The organism is Pseudomonas sp. S3_A03, from assembly GCF_054668275.1.
Genome location: NZ_CP162753.1, coordinates 2,361,666 through 2,377,317 on the forward strand (window position 1 = coordinate 2,361,666; position 15,652 = coordinate 2,377,317).

The 15,652-nt window shown below is 59.9% G+C and carries 14 protein-coding genes and 1 pseudogene; 7 read left to right on the forward strand and 8 right to left on the reverse strand.

Going from position 1 to position 15,652, the window contains the following annotated elements:
• Positions 1-52 precede the first annotated feature (52 nt).
• Positions 53-487 (reverse strand): MarR family transcriptional regulator, encoded by a 435-nt coding sequence (locus AB4O25_RS10630; RefSeq protein ID WP_017527592.1) that lies wholly within the window; start codon positions 485-487, stop codon positions 53-55.
• 121 nt (positions 488-608) lie between these two features.
• Positions 609-2,735 (reverse strand): DNA helicase RecQ, encoded by a 2,127-nt coding sequence (gene recQ / locus AB4O25_RS10635; protein WP_017527591.1) that lies wholly within the window; start codon positions 2,733-2,735, stop codon positions 609-611.
• Between the two features lie 278 nt (positions 2,736-3,013).
• Between recQ and AB4O25_RS10640 the strand changes: the two genes are divergently transcribed.
• The 3 genes and pseudogenes from AB4O25_RS10640 to AB4O25_RS10650 all read left to right on the forward strand — a co-directional run bounded on the left by AB4O25_RS10640 (position 3,014) and on the right by AB4O25_RS10650 (position 7,589).
• Positions 3,014-3,601, forward strand: a complete 588-nt coding sequence (locus AB4O25_RS10640) for a UPF0149 family protein (protein WP_065878086.1) — start codon at positions 3,014-3,016, stop codon at positions 3,599-3,601.
• A 20-nt stretch (positions 3,602-3,621) separates the two neighbouring features.
• Entirely contained in the window at positions 3,622-4,005 is a 384-nt protein-coding gene (locus AB4O25_RS10645) for a YbaN family protein (RefSeq protein ID WP_026067239.1), read from the forward strand.
• Between the two features lie 114 nt (positions 4,006-4,119).
• Positions 4,120-7,589, forward strand: a pseudogene (locus tag AB4O25_RS10650) (hybrid sensor histidine kinase/response regulator).
• A gap of 110 nt (positions 7,590-7,699) precedes the next feature.
• Here the strand turns inward: AB4O25_RS10650 and AB4O25_RS10655 are convergent.
• Together AB4O25_RS10655 and AB4O25_RS10660 are read right to left on the reverse strand one after the other, a co-directional pair.
• Complete coding sequence (locus AB4O25_RS10655; RefSeq protein WP_460150962.1) at positions 7,700-9,064, reverse strand: DNA recombination protein RmuC; 1,365 nt, start codon at positions 9,062-9,064, stop codon at positions 7,700-7,702.
• A 175-nt stretch (positions 9,065-9,239) separates the two neighbouring features.
• Positions 9,240-9,563: an SEL1-like repeat protein gene (locus tag AB4O25_RS10660; RefSeq protein WP_065878088.1), complete on the reverse strand. Its 324-nt coding sequence runs from the start codon at positions 9,561-9,563 to the stop codon at positions 9,240-9,242.
• Between the two features lie 457 nt (positions 9,564-10,020).
• On the opposite strand from AB4O25_RS10660, the gene AB4O25_RS10665 reads away from it, so the two are divergent.
• The 4 genes from AB4O25_RS10665 to AB4O25_RS10680 all read left to right on the forward strand — a co-directional run bounded on the left by AB4O25_RS10665 (position 10,021) and on the right by AB4O25_RS10680 (position 13,181).
• Positions 10,021-10,326 carry a hypothetical protein gene (locus tag AB4O25_RS10665; RefSeq protein ID WP_017527585.1) on the forward strand — a complete coding sequence of 102 codons (306 nt, stop codon included), beginning with the start codon at positions 10,021-10,023 and terminating at the stop codon, positions 10,324-10,326.
• A gap of 441 nt (positions 10,327-10,767) precedes the next feature.
• On the forward strand, positions 10,768-10,992 hold the full coding sequence (locus AB4O25_RS10670; protein ID WP_007898912.1) for a hypothetical protein: 225 nt from the start codon (positions 10,768-10,770) through the stop codon (positions 10,990-10,992).
• A 279-nt stretch (positions 10,993-11,271) separates the two neighbouring features.
• Entirely contained in the window at positions 11,272-11,754 is a 483-nt protein-coding gene (locus tag AB4O25_RS10675; protein WP_460150846.1) for a hypothetical protein, read from the forward strand.
• A gap of 146 nt (positions 11,755-11,900) precedes the next feature.
• A complete protein-coding gene (locus tag AB4O25_RS10680; RefSeq protein WP_116079402.1) occupies positions 11,901-13,181 on the forward strand; it encodes an outer membrane protein transport protein in 1,281 nt (426 codons plus the stop codon).
• Between the two features lie 65 nt (positions 13,182-13,246).
• On the opposite strand, the gene AB4O25_RS10685 is transcribed toward AB4O25_RS10680, so the two are convergent.
• The 4 genes from AB4O25_RS10685 to AB4O25_RS10700 all read right to left on the reverse strand — a co-directional run bounded on the left by AB4O25_RS10685 (position 13,247) and on the right by AB4O25_RS10700 (position 15,620).
• On the reverse strand, positions 13,247-13,798 hold the full coding sequence (locus AB4O25_RS10685) for a glutathione peroxidase (protein WP_017527582.1): 552 nt from the start codon (positions 13,796-13,798) through the stop codon (positions 13,247-13,249).
• Between the two features lie 35 nt (positions 13,799-13,833).
• Positions 13,834-13,956, reverse strand: a complete 123-nt coding sequence (locus AB4O25_RS10690) for a hypothetical protein (protein WP_017527581.1) — start codon at positions 13,954-13,956, stop codon at positions 13,834-13,836.
• Positions 13,953-15,152 carry an MFS transporter gene (locus AB4O25_RS10695; RefSeq protein WP_161979887.1) on the reverse strand — a complete coding sequence of 400 codons (1,200 nt, stop codon included), beginning with the start codon at positions 15,150-15,152 and terminating at the stop codon, positions 13,953-13,955. Before AB4O25_RS10695 ends, AB4O25_RS10690 begins: the two co-directional genes overlap by 4 nt.
• A gap of 63 nt (positions 15,153-15,215) precedes the next feature.
• Positions 15,216-15,620, reverse strand: coding sequence for a MarR family winged helix-turn-helix transcriptional regulator (locus AB4O25_RS10700; protein WP_017527579.1), 405 nt, complete (start codon positions 15,618-15,620; stop codon positions 15,216-15,218).
• Positions 15,621-15,652: the final 32 nt, after the last annotated feature.

Here is a 15,652-nt window from a genome sequence, read left to right on the forward strand (position 1 = left end):
GAGCGGGCCCGCTCACCACAACAAGTCCGGCCGGCATACATCAGCGTTCAGGTCAGGACTTTTCCAGATTCGCCAGGATGTGCCCATGCACGCGCATGCACACGCGCAGATCCGCCTCGTCCACGCCCACAAAGAGCTCGTGGCGCAAAGCGGTGGCAATGGTTTCAATCTGCTCGATCAACGGCCGGGCGGTGTCACACAGCAGGATGCGTTTGGCGCGACGGTCTTCCACCACGGCCTGGCGTTGCACCAGGCCTTGGCCTTCGAGGCTGTCGAGCAAACGGGCCAGGGTCGGCCCTTCTACACCGACGCTTTGCGCCAGCTCACGCTGTGTCGGTGCTTCTTCGAAACGGGCCAGGTGCAACAGCACCAGCCAGCGCGCCTGGGACAAACCCAGCCCCGCCAAACGGCGGTCCAGCTCAGCGCGCCAACCTCGGGACATTTGCGCCAGCTGCATGCCAAAACGGTGTTGATCGGTTAACGGCATAAAAAACTCATGATTTAGACTAAAAACAAATTGTGGCTAATTATTAGTCAGCTAAGCATGCGCCATGCCCGTAGGCAAGAGTCGCTATGTACTGATTCGTTACATTGTCGTAATTGGCACACTAAATTTCGAATTCAGACTGCAAAGCGGCCCGCACGCAGTACAACACACCGTCTGGAACGCGCCCTGAAAACAGCGGCGCGATCTCGGCCACCGGTGGCAGTTCGCCCTCGCCATCAAGAAACGCGTCCTGGATCTCGCCGAGCAAATCTTCCGGCAAATCAAGCGCCTGCTCCAGCGACAGCTGTTGTTTGCCGATGGCTTCGGCCAGCAACGTGTAGACGTTCTTTTCCGAGCATTGCAACTGGCCGGCGATCTGGATCGGCGTCATGCCGGCACGTGCCAGGCTGATCAGCTCGTGGCGAATATCCGCGATTTCCTTCGGCGCTTCGGCCTGGCCGCCGAGCACTTCGAGGAACGCCTGGCCGTAGCGCTCAAGCTTGCGCGCCCCCACACCACTGACCCGCCCCATTTGCGCCATCGTGGTCGGCTGCTCGCGCAGCATCTCCAGCAAGGTGGAGTCGGGGAAAATAACGTAAGGCGGCACGCTGTGTTCCTGCGCCAGTTTGCGTCGAAGGGTACGCAGGGCTTCCCACTGTTCGCGTTCCTCCAAGCGCACCAACTGGCTGGCCTGGCTGGTGCTGCTCTTGGCCGTGGTCTGCGGCTTGAGGTCGCGGCGCAGCTCCAGGCTCACCTCGCCCTTGAGCAGCGGCCGGCAACTGTCGTTCAGGCGCAGGCCGCCATAGCCCTCAATGTCGATGTCCACCAGGCCGCGCGCGACCATCTGCCGGAACAGCGAACGCCACTCACCTTCGGCGCGGGCCTTGCCGACCCCATAGACCGACAGCTTTTCGTGACCGAAGCTGCGCACCTTTTCGTTGTCCTTGCCCAGCAGTACATCCACCAGATGCCCCACGCCATAACGCTGGCCGGTGCGATAGATCGTGGACAAGGCCTGACGCGCAGGCTCAGTGGCGTCCCAGGTCTGCACGCCGTCCATGCAGTTATCGCAGTGGCCACACGGCTGTGGCATGTCTTCGTCGAAGTACGCCAGCAAGGTCTGGCGCCGGCAGCGGGTCTCTTCACACAGGGAGAGCATGGCGTCGAGCTTGTGCTGCTCCAGTCGCTTGTGGCGTTCGTCGCCTTCGGAGTTCTGCAACATCTGCTTGAGCATCACCACGTCTTGCAGGCCGTAGACCATCCAGGCATCCGCCGGCAGGCCATCACGGCCGGCACGACCGGTTTCCTGGTAGTACGCCTCAAGGGACTTGGGAAGGTCCATATGAGCCACGAAACGTACGTTGGATTTGTCGATACCCATGCCGAACGCGATGGTGGCCACCATGATCAGGCCTTCCTCGTTAAGGAAGCGCTTCTGGTGCGCAGAGCGCGTTTCATTCGGCAACCCTGCGTGGTACGGCAGTGCCGGGTAGCCCTGCTCGCAGAGGAACGCGGCCACTTCGTCGACCTTCTTGCGCGACAGGCAATAAACGATGCCCGCATCGCTGCGCCGTTCGGAGAGGAACGCCAGCAACTGCTTGCGCGGCTGCTCCTTGGGCACAATGCGGTAGAAGATATTCGGACGGTCGAAGCTCGACAGGAAACGCTCGGCATTCTGCAGGTGCAGGCGCTCGACGATTTCTTCGCGGGTGCGCTTGTCGGCAGTGGCGGTCAGGGCGATACGTGGCACATCGGGGAACAGTTCGGCCAACTGACCCAGTTGCAGGTATTCGCGACGGAAATCGTGGCCCCACTGCGAGACGCAGTGCGCTTCATCGATGGCGAACAAGGCGATTTCCAGGCTTTGCAAAAAGGCCAGCATGCGCGGCTGCACCAGGCGCTCAGGGGCCAGGTACAGCATTTTCACTTCGCCACGCTTGATGCGCGCAGCCAGATCGCGCTGCTGCTCGGCGCTGAGGGTGGAATTCAAGGACGCAGCCGCGACGCCGAGTTCTTCCAGGGTAGCGACCTGATCGTCCATCAACGCGATCAACGGCGACACCACCACGGCCAACCCATTGCGCAGCAAGGCCGGCACCTGGAAGCACAAGGATTTGCCGCCGCCGGTAGGCATCAATACCAGGGCGTCTCCACCACTGGCCACGCGCTCAATGATCGCACCCTGGCGGCCACGAAAACTGTCGTAGCCGAAGATGTCCTTGAGGACGCGTTGAGCCTGCTCGAGCATGTAAAACTCCAAAAATAGTCCCGAAAACCCTCTGTACAGGCTGGCCGAAAAAATACGGCTTTACGGGAAATAATCCGTAAGCGAAGTTTTCGCGGACTGGCGCCTAACCTGTAAGGGCATCACAAAACGCGGCAGTATACCCGAGGCGTCATCCACCGAAGGGCACCACTGACGAATTGCAGCCCGTCTCTAAAACCTGGCAAATCTGCATGGCGACTGGCTTGGGCGCGCAAGAACGCCTAGAATTCAGCATCGTTTATTCCCAAGGTAGTCCTTCAATGTCCTTCGCTGAGCAACTAACCCGCCTGCAAGCCTTCCTCGACGCCGATGAGCTGCATGACGAGGCGCTGGACTATGTGGCCGCCCACGGCTACCTGACCGCCCTGTCGATCTGCGCCGAAGAAGTGCCTGATCGTGAATGGATCGACGCACTGTTCGCCGAAGAGCCGCATTACGCCAACGACGCCCAGCGCGAAGAAATCGAAGCCACCCTGCTCGCCCTCAAGGCCCACATCGGTCGTCAACTGGCCTCCGACGAGGAATTCGAGCTGCCATGCGAGCTGGACCTGGGTGAAGACCCGGATGACTCCGACCTGCGCGGCTGGTGCATCGGCTTCATGGAAGGCGTGTTCCTGCGCGAAGCCGCCTGGTTCGAAACCGCCGAGGAAGAAGTCAGCGAAATGCTCCTGCCGATCATGGTCGGTTCGGGCCTGTTCGACGACCAGCCGGAATTCGCCGACATCGCCAGCGATGCCAACCTGATGGACGACATGATCGTCCAGATCCCGGAAGCCCTGACCGCGCTGTACCTGCTGTGCAACGCGCCTGACGAAAAACCGGCGATCCTCAAGCCTCGTCACCACTGAGTCGCTTGCCCGTGACACCCATGGGCAACCGCTCGCTGCTCCTGCGTTACGCACTGCTGGCCATCGGCTGGTTGAGCGTTGCGCTGGGAGTGATCGGCATTTTCCTCCCGGTGCTGCCGACCACGCCCTTCCTCCTGCTCGCTGCCGCCTGCTTCGCTCGAAGCTCACCGCGCTTCTACCAGTGGCTGGTCGAACACCCACGCCTGGGCCCCTGGATCCGTGACTATTTGGAGGGCAACGGCATCCCGCTCAAGGGCAAGGTCTACGCCATCGGCCTGATGTGGCTGAGTATCGGCCTCTCCTGCTACCTGGTGCCGCTGCCGTGGGCACGTGGGTTCATGCTGACCAGTGCCGTGCTGGTGACTGTCTACATCCTGCGCCAGAAAACCCTGCCGCCTCGATAGGCCGCGACATCACGTCGCGCTCAGACCATGGTCGACACTGACTAACCCCAAGCATCATGCGAGACTGTCCAACCGGGCCTGGAATGCCCGGGCGTTCTTATGCTCGGAGTTACCATGACGCTGTCCAGCGGGCTGATTGCCGCCGTTGCCCTGGCCTATATGGCCATTATGTTTGCCATCGCCTTCTACGGTGACCGTCGCCACGCGCCCTTGCCGCCGCGTGTGCGCGCCTGGGTGTACAGCCTGTCGCTGGCGGTTTACTGCACCAGTTGGACTTTCTTCGGCGCTGTAGGCCAGGCCGCCGAACAGTTGTGGGCGTTCTTACCGATATACCTGGGGCCGGTGCTGCTGCTGGTGTTAGCGCCCTGGGTTCTGCAGAAGATGATCCTGATCAGCAAGCAGGAAAACATCACCTCAATCGCCGACTTTATCGCCGCGCGCTACGGTAAATCCCAAGCCCTGGCGGTCGTGGTCGCACTGATCTGCCTCGTCGGCGTATTGCCTTATATCGCCCTGCAACTCAAAGGCATCGTGCTGGGGGTGAACCTGCTGATTGGCGCGGGTGCCGACACCACCGGCACCCGCGCCCAGGACACGGCATTGATCGTGTCGCTGGTGCTGGCGTTGTTCACCATTGTGTTTGGTACGCGCAACCTCGACGCCACCGAACACCACCGTGGCATGGTGTTGGCGATTGCATTTGAATCTCTGGTCAAGCTGCTGGCTTTTCTTGCCGTCGGCGCGTTTGTGACCTACGGCCTGTACGACGGTTTCGGCGACCTGTTCAGCCAGGCGATGCTCGCACCACGGCTGGAAGAGTACTGGAAAGAAACCATCAACTGGCCGTCGATGGTGGTACAGACCGGCGTGGCGATGATGGCGATCATTTGCCTGCCGCGCCAGTTCCACGTGACGGTGGTGGAGAACATCGACCCTCAGGATCTGCGCCTGGCCAAATGGGTCTTCCCTGCCTACCTGATCCTCGCCGCGCTGTTTGTGGTACCCATCGCCCTCGGCGGCAAAATGATGTTACCCACGTCGGTATTGCCGGACTCCTACGTGATCAGCCTGCCCATGGCCGAAGCTCACCCGGCACTCGCCGTGCTGGCCTTTATCGGCGGCGCCTCGGCAGCCACGGGCATGGTGATTGTGGCCAGCATCGCCTTGTCGACCATGGTCTCCAACGACATGCTGCTGCCATGGCTGTTGCGCCGCTCCAGCGCCGAGCGGCCATTCGAAGTGTTCCGCCACTGGATGCTCTCGGTACGCCGGGTCAGCATCGTGATCATTCTGTTGCTGGCGTATGTCAGCTACCGGTTGCTGGGGTCTACCGCGAGCCTGGCCACCATCGGCCAGATCGCGTTTGCCGCCGTGACCCAGCTCGCCCCCGCCATGCTCGGTGCGCTGTACTGGAAACAGGCTAACCGACGGGGCGTGTTTGCCGGCTTGGCGGCAGGTACATTCCTATGGTTCTACACCTTGGTCCTACCGGTAACGGCGAAAAGCCTGGGTTGGTCACTCAGCCTTTTCCCTGGGCTGACGTGGATGCATTCACACCCGCTCGGCTTGTCGGTGACCTCTCTTACACTGGGCACGGTGTTTTCCCTGGCGGGGAATTTCACCTTATTTGTGTGGGTGTCGATGTTGTCGCGCACGCGGGTGTCCGAACACTGGCAAGCCGGGCGTTTCATCGGCCAGGAAATCAGCCAGCGTGCCAGCGCCCGCTCGATGTTGTCGGTACAGATCAGCGACCTGCTCAGCCTGGCGGCGCGCTTTGTCGGTGAAGAACGCGCCCAACAGAGCTTTATCCGCTTCGCTTACCGCCAGGGCAAAGGCTTCAACCCCAACCAGAATGCCGACAACGACTGGATTGCTCACACCGAGCGCCTGCTGGCCGGTGTACTCGGCGCTTCTTCGACACGCGCCGTAGTAAAAGCTGCGATTGAAGGGCGGGAAATGCAGCTGGAGGACGTGGTACGCATTGCCGACGAAGCGTCTGAAGTGCTGCAATTCAACCGCGCGCTGTTACAAGGCGCCATCGAGAACATCACCCAGGGCATCAGCGTGGTGGACCAGTCCCTCAAGCTGGTGGCCTGGAACCGGCGCTACCTGGAGCTGTTCAATTACCCGGACGGTTTGATCAGCGTGGGCCGACCGATTGCCGATATCATCCGCTACAACGCCGAGCGCGGCCTGTGTGGCCCCGGCGAGGCCGAAGTGCATGTGGCGCGACGCCTGCACTGGATGCGCCAGGGCCGCGCGCACACCTCTGAGCGCTTGTTCCCCAATGGGCGGGTGATCGAACTGATCGGCAACCCAATGCCGGGCGGCGGTTTTGTCATGAGTTTCACCGACATCACCGCGTTCCGCGAAGCCGAACAGGCCCTCACCGAGGCCAACGAAGGCCTTGAACAACGGGTGACCGAACGTACCCATGAACTGTCGCAGCTCAATGTGGCGCTGACCGATGCCAAAGGCGTGGCCGAATCCGCCAGCCAGTCGAAGACACGCTTCCTCGCGGCCGTCAGCCATGACTTGATGCAGCCGTTGAACGCCGCACGCCTATTCTCCGCCGCCCTCTCCCACCAGAACGACGGGCTGTCCAGCGAAGCCCGGCAACTGGTGCAGCACCTGGACAGTTCGCTGCGCTCCGCCGAAGACCTGATCAGTGACTTGCTGGATATCTCACGACTGGAAAACGGCAAGATCAACCCGCAACGTCAGCCCTTTGTCCTCAACGAGCTGTTCGACACCCTGGGTGCCGAATTCAAGGCGCTCGCCCACGAACAAGGCCTGCGCTTTCGCTTGCGCGGCAGCCGTTTGCGCGTCGACAGTGACATCAAGCTGCTACGGCGGATTTTGCAGAATTTCCTGACCAACGCCTTCCGCTATGCCGACGGCCCGGTGCTGCTGGCGTACGTCGACGCAAGGGCGAACTGTGCCTGGAAGTCTGGGATCGTGGCCCCGGTATTCCGCAGGACAAACAGAAGGTGATCTTCGAAGAGTTCAAGCGCCTGGACAGCCATCAGACTCGCGCTGAAAAAGGCCTGGGCCTGGGCCTGGCGATTGCCGATGGCCTATGTCGCGTGCTGGGCCATCGCCTCAGCGTGCGCTCATGGCCGGGCCAAGGCAGCGTGTTCAGCGTGCGCGTGCCATTGGCGCGCAACCAAACCGCTGCACCGGTCAAGGCCCCGCAGGAAAATGGCCTGCCACTGAGCGGCGCGCAAGTACTGTGCGTGGATAACGAGGAGAGCATCCTGATCGGCATGCGCAGTTTGCTGACACGCTGGGGTTGCGAAGTGTGGACCGCCACCGACCAGGCGCAGTGCGCGGCGTTGCTGGCAGAGGGTGTGCGGCCACAACTGGCACTGGTGGATTACCACCTGGACCACGGCGAGACCGGCACCGAATTGATGGGCTGGCTGCGCGCGCAATTGGCGGAGCCGATTCCCGGCGTGGTCATCAGTGCCGACGGCCGCCCCGAGATGGTCGCCGAAGTGCATGCAGCGGGGCTGGACTACCTGGCCAAACCGGTGAAGCCGGCGGCGTTGCGTGCGTTGATCAGCCGGCACTTACCGCTGTAGGCAAGCAGATCAACCTGTGGGAGCGGCTTGCTCCGCCAGCGGGATGCCAGTCAATAAATACCGACTGGCACTGCGCTATCGGGAGCAAGCCCCCACATTTAGCACTGCGTTTACTCGGGAAAGTGCGCCACGCCGTCTGAGTCGGTCATGGCCCGTTCCAGCAAATCTGCCGACAGGCTTTTACTGGCGCGCGCGCCGAGCAATTTTAATTGCTCGGTGCGGCTGACCAGATTTCCACGTCCATCCGTCAGCTTGTTTCTCGCAGCGCTGTAAGCCTTGTCCAACTGCTGCAGACGGTTGCCCACCTCATCCAGGTCTTCGATAAACAGCACAAACTTGTCATACAGCCAGCCGGCGCGCTCGGCGATTTCACGGGCGTTCTGGCTTTGGCGTTCCTGCTTCCACAGGCTGTCGATCACCCGCAAGGTGGCCAGCAAGGTGGTGGGGCTGACGATCACGATGTGGCGGTCGAAGGCTTCCTGAAACAGGTTCGGCTCAGCCTGCAACGCGGCGGAAAACGCCGCTTCGATCGGCACGAACAACAACACGAAATCCAGGCTGTGCAAGCCTTCCAGGCGCTTGTAGTCCTTGCCGGCCAAACCTTTGACGTGATTACGCAATGACAGCACATGCTGTTTCAACGCCGCCTGGCCGATCAGTTCATCATCGGCGGCGACGTATTGTTGATAGGCCGTCAGGCTGACCTTGGAATCCACCACCACCTGCTTGTCGCCGGGCAACATGATCAGCACATCCGGTTGGAAGCGCTCACCATCCGGCCCCTTGAGGCTGACCTGGGTCTGGTACTCGCGACCCTTCTCAAGACCTGCATGTTCCAGCACCCGCTCTAGGATCAGTTCACCCCAGTTGCCCTGGGTTTTCTGGCCCTTGAGCGCGCGGGTCAGGTTGGTGGCTTCATCCGACAGACGCAGGTTCAATTGCTGTAGGCGCTCAAGCTCCTTGGCCAGGGAAAAACGCTCGCGCGCTTCGTTCTGGTAGCTCTCTTCCACGCGTTTTTCGAAGGACTGAATGCGCTCCTTCAGCGGGTCGAGCAACTGCCCGAGGCGTTCCTGGCTGGTTTGCGCAAAGCGCTGTTCACGCTCATCGAAGATCTTGCCGGCCAGCTCGGCGAACTGTGCACGCAGTTCATCCCGCGAACCTTGCAGGTCATTGAGGCGCTGTTGCTGGCTTTCCTGTTGCTCGCGCAGTTCGGCGCGCAGGGCGGCCGACAACGCATCGAGGCGCCGCAATTCGGTTTCCTTGGCGCTGCGGTCGAGGCTCCAGGCGTGGGCGGCGTCGCGTGCGTTGTCGCGGTCGATGTGGAGCAACTCGACTTCGCGGCGCAGCGCGGCCAGGTCGGCTTGCTTGGCGGCATTGGCGTGGCTCAGGTCGCTGATTTCATCGCGGCTGGCATCCAACTGCGCAGCGAGGCCTTCCTGGGCCAATTGCGCCGTGGCCAGGCGTTCTTCCAGCAATTCCCAGCCGGTGGTGCGCGCGGTCAGCCGCCGTTGAAGCTGCCAGCACACCGCCAATAAAGGCACTGCGGCACCCGCCAGGCCCAAGGCAATACTGGTCCAGTCAAAAGCCATAGCCATCTCTGCCATCACCGAAAAAGAGCAAGGTTAACCAAGCATAGAGCGGGAGGACAGCTCAGTCTTCGACCTGACCCAGTTCACGTTGGGCGCGGCGGTCACCGGCGCGCGCAGCTGAACGCAGCAGCTCATGGCCAATGCGGCGGTCGCGCGCGTTGCCGCACTCACGGCACATCAATTGGCCCAGGCGGCTTTGCGCGGCGACTACGCCTTCACGGGCCGACTGCTTGAGCAAGCGCCCGGCAAAGTGCTTGACGTTGGTGCTGTGGCCCAGGCGCGGGCTGTCGAGCAACCACAGGGCGACTTTCAAGGAGAAGCGCCTGGGTGCGGTAACAGCTTGCGGGGCGTCGGTAACAGAAGGTGATACTGAGCGAAACTTCATAAAGCACTGTGGGACAGAACGGAAGGCGCGCAACTCTACTCTTTTTTTCGTACAGGTAAAGCTGAAAAAACCGTGCACGCCCGTCCTAGAGCAAGCGCTTGGGACAATCCACAGAAGCTGTGGATAACTCAGTGGACAACCTCCCTCTAACTCGCGCAAACGCCCATGGAACGGGCCTCGCAGTCAAACTGACGATTTTTTCACCAATTAAAAAAAGCCAGATTTTTCATTGACTTAAATTTCCATTACAGGCAAATGGCGACCCTGCCTTACCCTTGACAGCCTGGCTACACACGCCGCAACTAATGTGCACAAGTACCCACCCGATGGTTATATCACCGGCTTTTTTTGGAGCTGCCGGCCTCAAAAATGTTACCGGCAGGACATAACAGGCACTTTTCAAACCCTCAAAGGCTCGCCACACTGCCCGACCGACAGCGCAACGGTGGGAGGCGCGATGAAAGGAATTCTGATATTCGCCGGGTTATTGCTGGTGATTTGCGCCACTTCCCTGGGGATCAACGCCGCACTGCCGTCGCCGGACGGGGCCTTGTTTGCCATTGCGATCTTGCTGTCGGCGGCTTTCACAGCCGTGAGCCTGTGTATCGAACTGGGTGAAGGCCGCATCAATGACATGGGCGATGTGATGAAGGTGGTCGAGACCGGCCAATCCCTGCGCCTGACCCTGGCCGCTTACGCACTGGGCTGTTCACTGGCCGCGGCCGTCACGGTGCTGGTCTATCGCGGCGTGTTGGGGGGCTGATTGAAGTTTTTTGGTCAGTGCGCTTCCTTTCCCTGTATCAATCCGTTACTATCCGCGGCGTTAGTACCAAGCTGAAAGTCAATTCTGGTCGAACAACTCCCCTGAACAACACGGGATCGACCACCTCGATGGTTTCCAGGTATCACTTGCGACGACACTGCCTTTGAATAAGCAAAGGGTGGCGCGAAGTTTTCATACTCTGACCGAACCAACCTGCAAATTGATCAGGATCTTCACCCCGGGCCCAGAACCTTTGCCCCTGTTGTGATGCCTGCCCTCCTAAGTACCTACCTGCCAGCCCAAGCGCGCCAATTAACAGCGCTTTAAACTGGCTGCTTTGTTCCAGTCGGGTTCTTCGTTTGATCAATGGTGATCAACGTTACTGGAACGTTTTAACGTTGCACGGTTCTTATCCGTGTCATTTGTAGGAACACCAATAATATGTCCACTCAAATCCATACTCAGGATGCCATTCGCACCCTCACCAATGCTTTTGCCCCGATGAACTGCCTGATCATGGCCGCTCGCAAAGGCTGCTTCAGTTTTACCCTGGTCAACGAACACGGTATCGCTCGTCACAGCGAACGCCTGTACCCCGATCAATACTCCAGCGCAGAACCGCTGCAGGCCGTGATCGAGCGTACCCGTCAGGCACTGGTTGCCTGATCGACCCGAGTTGCTGAAACCCAAAAAACCCTGTTTAAAACACAGGGTTTTTTATTGCCTGATATTTACGTATTGAGCTTTTGCACTAAGTTCAAATAGATATAAACGTTATAACTGAATAACGAAGATGTTTTAAAAACAGGCCTTTACATCATGAATATGACACTACACTTCAACTCAAGCGGCGTGATCCGCTTCCGGCGAGCCTGAGATCCGATTCACTGCTGCCAAGCCCCCCCTCTCAGGCCTCGCCAACCACTTTCACGGATTGAGGTATGTATGGGTATCGCAGCCAGTGAATTGTGTTGTTATGTGGTCCGACCGACATTGTCGTACCTCGGCCGGCAGAGCCCGACGGCCGAGGCTCTGCTGCTGGGCATTGCGGCCAGCCAGTCGGAACTGGGCTCGGCACTGCACGACCGGCGCGGCCACGGCCTGTACAGCATCACCGAACCCCGGCATCGCGCCTTGTGGGACACCTACCTGGCGCTCGATCCAGAACGTGCCAGCCTGGTACGCGGGCTGGCCAGTCAACATGCCTTTCTCAGCGCCCCCCAGTTGGAACTCACGGTAAACCTGCGTTACGCCACGGCCATCGCCTGGCTCCTGGTGGAACAACACAGCCCCGCCCTGCCACCACCCGGTGATGTTTTAGCCATGGCGCGTATCTGGAAAGAAATATTTCATCCGCAAGGAAGGCTGCGTGATTTCAGCCAAACCTGGAAAACCTGTGTTTCACCCTTGAATCACGTGGTTTGCTGACCGGGCAATTTGCAAGATTCGCCAAAAACGCTGAATTTTGGTCGGATTGTCCTACAAAACTGCTCTATCTCCTACATTACAGCCTATAGCGCGATGTTAATTTTATTGTTACTTTCCGCAGCGGTGATCACCCCGGAGTTCTAATAATGAAAAAAGTAATGCTCAAGACCACACTTAGCCTCGCCGTTGCCATGGCATCCTCCCAACTGTTCGCGAGCGGTTTCGCACTGAACGAACAGAGCGTCAGCGGGATGGGTACGGGTTTCGCAGGTCGCTCTTCCTCTGCCGATGATGCAAGCACTGTCTACGGTAACCCTGCCGGTATGGCGCGCCTCAATGGCCAGCAGATTACCGGCGGTGTCGCGGCGATTGACGCCTCCAGCGATATCAGCGATACCAGCGGCCGTTCGCGTGGCAGCAACAAAGGCGACATGGTGCCTTTCACTGCGGTTCCTTTCGGTTTCTACACCAATAAACTCAATGATCAGTGGGCTGTCGGCTTCGGCGTCTATGCGCCGTTCGGCCTGGTGACCGATTACGAAAAAAACTTCCAGGGCCGCAGTTTCGGCAGCAACAGCGAAGTTAAAGTCATGACCTTTCAACCGACCGTCAGCTACGCCTTCAATGATCGCGTTTCCGTTGGTTTTGGCCCGACCATCAACCGCATCTCCGGCACGCTGGAATCGGATCTGTCGTTCAACCAAGCGTTACCCGACACCAATATCAAGATCAAGGGCGACGACACGGCGCTCGGCTTCAACGTCGGCGTACTGGTGCAAGCCACCGACACCACTCGCGTGGGCCTGACCTATCACTCCAAGGTCAGCTACAAGCTGGACGGTCACACCGAAGTCAGCGCGCCCGCTGCAACGTCCGGCCTCTTGCGCAGCAACCGTTATGACGCGTCTCTGAAAATCGACACGCCTGAGTCCTATGACCTTTCGGTGACTCAAGACCTGACCGACGCCTGGAAACTCTACGCAGGCGCCACCTGGACCCGCTGGAGCCGCCTGAAAGACATCACCGTCAAGAACGAAGGTGTCGTTGGCGGTGCCAGCGGCGGCGCGCTCGCGCCTAGTCTGGTCGGCACCATCAAGGAAGATCAGAACTGGCACGATACCTGGGCTTACGCCGTGGGTACTTCGTACCAGTTGACCAAACAGGTCGTGCTGCGTACCGGCCTGACATTCGACCAGTCGCCAACCAACAACACTGATCGTTCGCCACGCATTCCTACCGGCGACCGCACCATCTTCAGCCTGGGCCTGGGCTACGAGGTCATGCCGAACATGACCATCGACGTCGCCTACTCCTACCTGAAGGAAGAAGACGTCAAGGTCACGCGCTCCAACCAACTGGCCAGCTACAACGCCAAATATGAAAACAGCGCCAACGGCTTCGGCCTGGGCATGACCTACCGCTTCTGATTCACAGTGGTGTAAAAAAGCCCCGCTCTCCTGCAAAGGAGGCGGGGCTTTTTAGTCGGGGTTGCTCAGGGTTTGGAGGCGATGGCCTTCTCCACCGCCTCGATCAGCTCCGGGCTGTCCGGCTTGGTCAGGCTGGAGAAATCGGCGACCACCTTGCCCTGACGGTCCACCACGTACTTGTAGAAATTCCACTTCGGCGCATTGCTCTGCTGCGCCAGCACCTTGAACAGGTGTACCGCGTCCGGCCCCTTGACCTTCTGCGGCTCGGTCATGGTGAAGGTCACGCCATAATTCACGTAGCAGACCTTGGCGGTTTCCTCGCCCGTCTTGGCTTCCTGCTTGAAGTCATCGGACGGCACGCCGATCACTTCCAGCCCTTGGTCCTTGTAGCGCTGATACAAGGCTTCGAGGCCTTTGAACTGCGGCGCGAACCCACAAAAGCTTGCGGTGTTGACGATGACCAGTGGCTTGCCGGCAAAGCGCTGGCACAGGTCGATGGACTCCTTGGCGCGCAGCTTGGGCAATTGGCCCTCAAGCAAGGAAGGGCACTCGGCGGCCAACGCCACGCCGCCAAAGGTCGCCATCAGCACAGGTACAGCCAGCCAGCGCATCTGCATGTCAAAAAGTCCTTTAAAGAATCCGGACATCGAACTTAACAGATCGACATACCCAGTTGCATCAATGCCAGCCCACCCCGCTGCCAGCCCCACCATGCCAACACCAGCAGCAGCGCTATCGCGCCAACCCCGCCGAACAGGTACCCCATCGAATTCATGCTGCCTCCATCTGTGCCTGCAATCGCGCGACCGGCCGCTCACGCACCGGCCAATTCAGGGCCGCAGCGAGCAGGCTAAGCAGGATCGCCATTTGCCAGATCAAATCGTAGTTGCCGGTTCGATCATAGACCACTCCGCCTAACCAACCGCCCAGGAATGAACCCAGTTGATGGAACAGGAACACGATCCCACCGAGCATGGACAGGTTTCGCACACCAAACAGCGTGGCGACCGTGCCGTTGGTCAGCGGCACCGTGGACAGCCACAGAAAGCCCATGGCCATGCCGAACAGATAAGCGCTGATTTCGGTGACCGGCGCCCACAGGAACAACACGATCACCACCGCGCGCAACAGGTACAAACCCGTCAACAAGCGTGGTTTGGACATGCGCCCACCGAGCCAGCCGGCGGTGTAGGTACCGAAGATGTTGAACAGGCCGATCAGCGCCAATACGGTCGTGCCGACGGTGGCCGGCAAGTGTTGGTCCACCAGGTATGCCGGCAGATGCACGCCGATAAACACCACCTGGAAACCGCAGACGAAAAAGCCAAAGGCCAGCAGCCAGAACCCGGAGTGCGAGCAGGCTTCCTTCAAAGCTTCGCGCAGGGTTTGCTGGCCGGCCAGCACCGGCAGCGGCCGGTCCTTGAGCATTATCACCAGCGGCAGGATCAGCGCCACCATCAAGCCCAGCGCCAGCAGCGCGGCCGACCACCCCAACCAACTGATCAAGCCCAACGTGCCCGGCACCATGGCGAATTGGCCAAAAGAACCGGCGGCGCTGGCAATGCCCATGGCCATGCTGCGTTTTTCCGGCGCCACCGCGCGGCCGACCACACCCAGAATCACCGAGAACGAGGTGCCGGACAGGCCAATGCCGATGAGCAGGCCCGCACTCAACGACAACGTCCAGGCCGAATCGGACATGCCCATCAGCACCAGGCCGGCGGCGTACAACACCCCACCGACAAAGACGGCCTTGGTGGCGCCGAAACGGTCGGCCAACGCACCGGTAAATGGCTGCGCCAGACCCCAGATCAGGTTCTGCAAGGCGATGGCGAAGGCAAAGGTCTCACGGCCCCAGCCGAATTCGCTGCTCATCGGCGCCAGAAACAGGCCGAAACCATGCCGCACGCCCAAAGACAGCGCCAGGATCAGCGCACTCCCCACAAGGATCCAACCGCTGGTGCGCCACATCGAGGTCATTTCTTATTCTCCGCTCACGGGTATATACCCGCTTGTGTTCGAACAAACCCGCACTCAGGCGAGTTCATCCAGCAAGGCCAACAAGGTTTCGCGTTTTTGCGCGCCGAGTCGATCGATCAATTTCTGTTGTGCCGCTTCCCAGGCCGGCAAGGCGTCGGCCAGGCGCTGCGCACCCGCTTCGGTGAGCAACACCAGGCGGTTGCGCAGGTCATTGCCCTCGACCAATTGCACCAAGCCTTCGCATTCCAGCACCCGCAGGTTTCGCCCCAGGGTGCTGCGATCCAGGCCCATGGCCTCGGCCAGGCTGGAAATGCTCGGTTGATCGAGGCGCTGCAGATTACACAGCAAGGAATACTGGGCGACGTTGATCCCGAAGCCGTCGAGAGCGCCGTCATAGTGCCTGCTGACGCCACGGGCGGCACGTCGCAGGTTGGTGCATAAACATTGGGAGGCAAGCATGGAACGTGTATATACCCGCGATTAAGGGAATG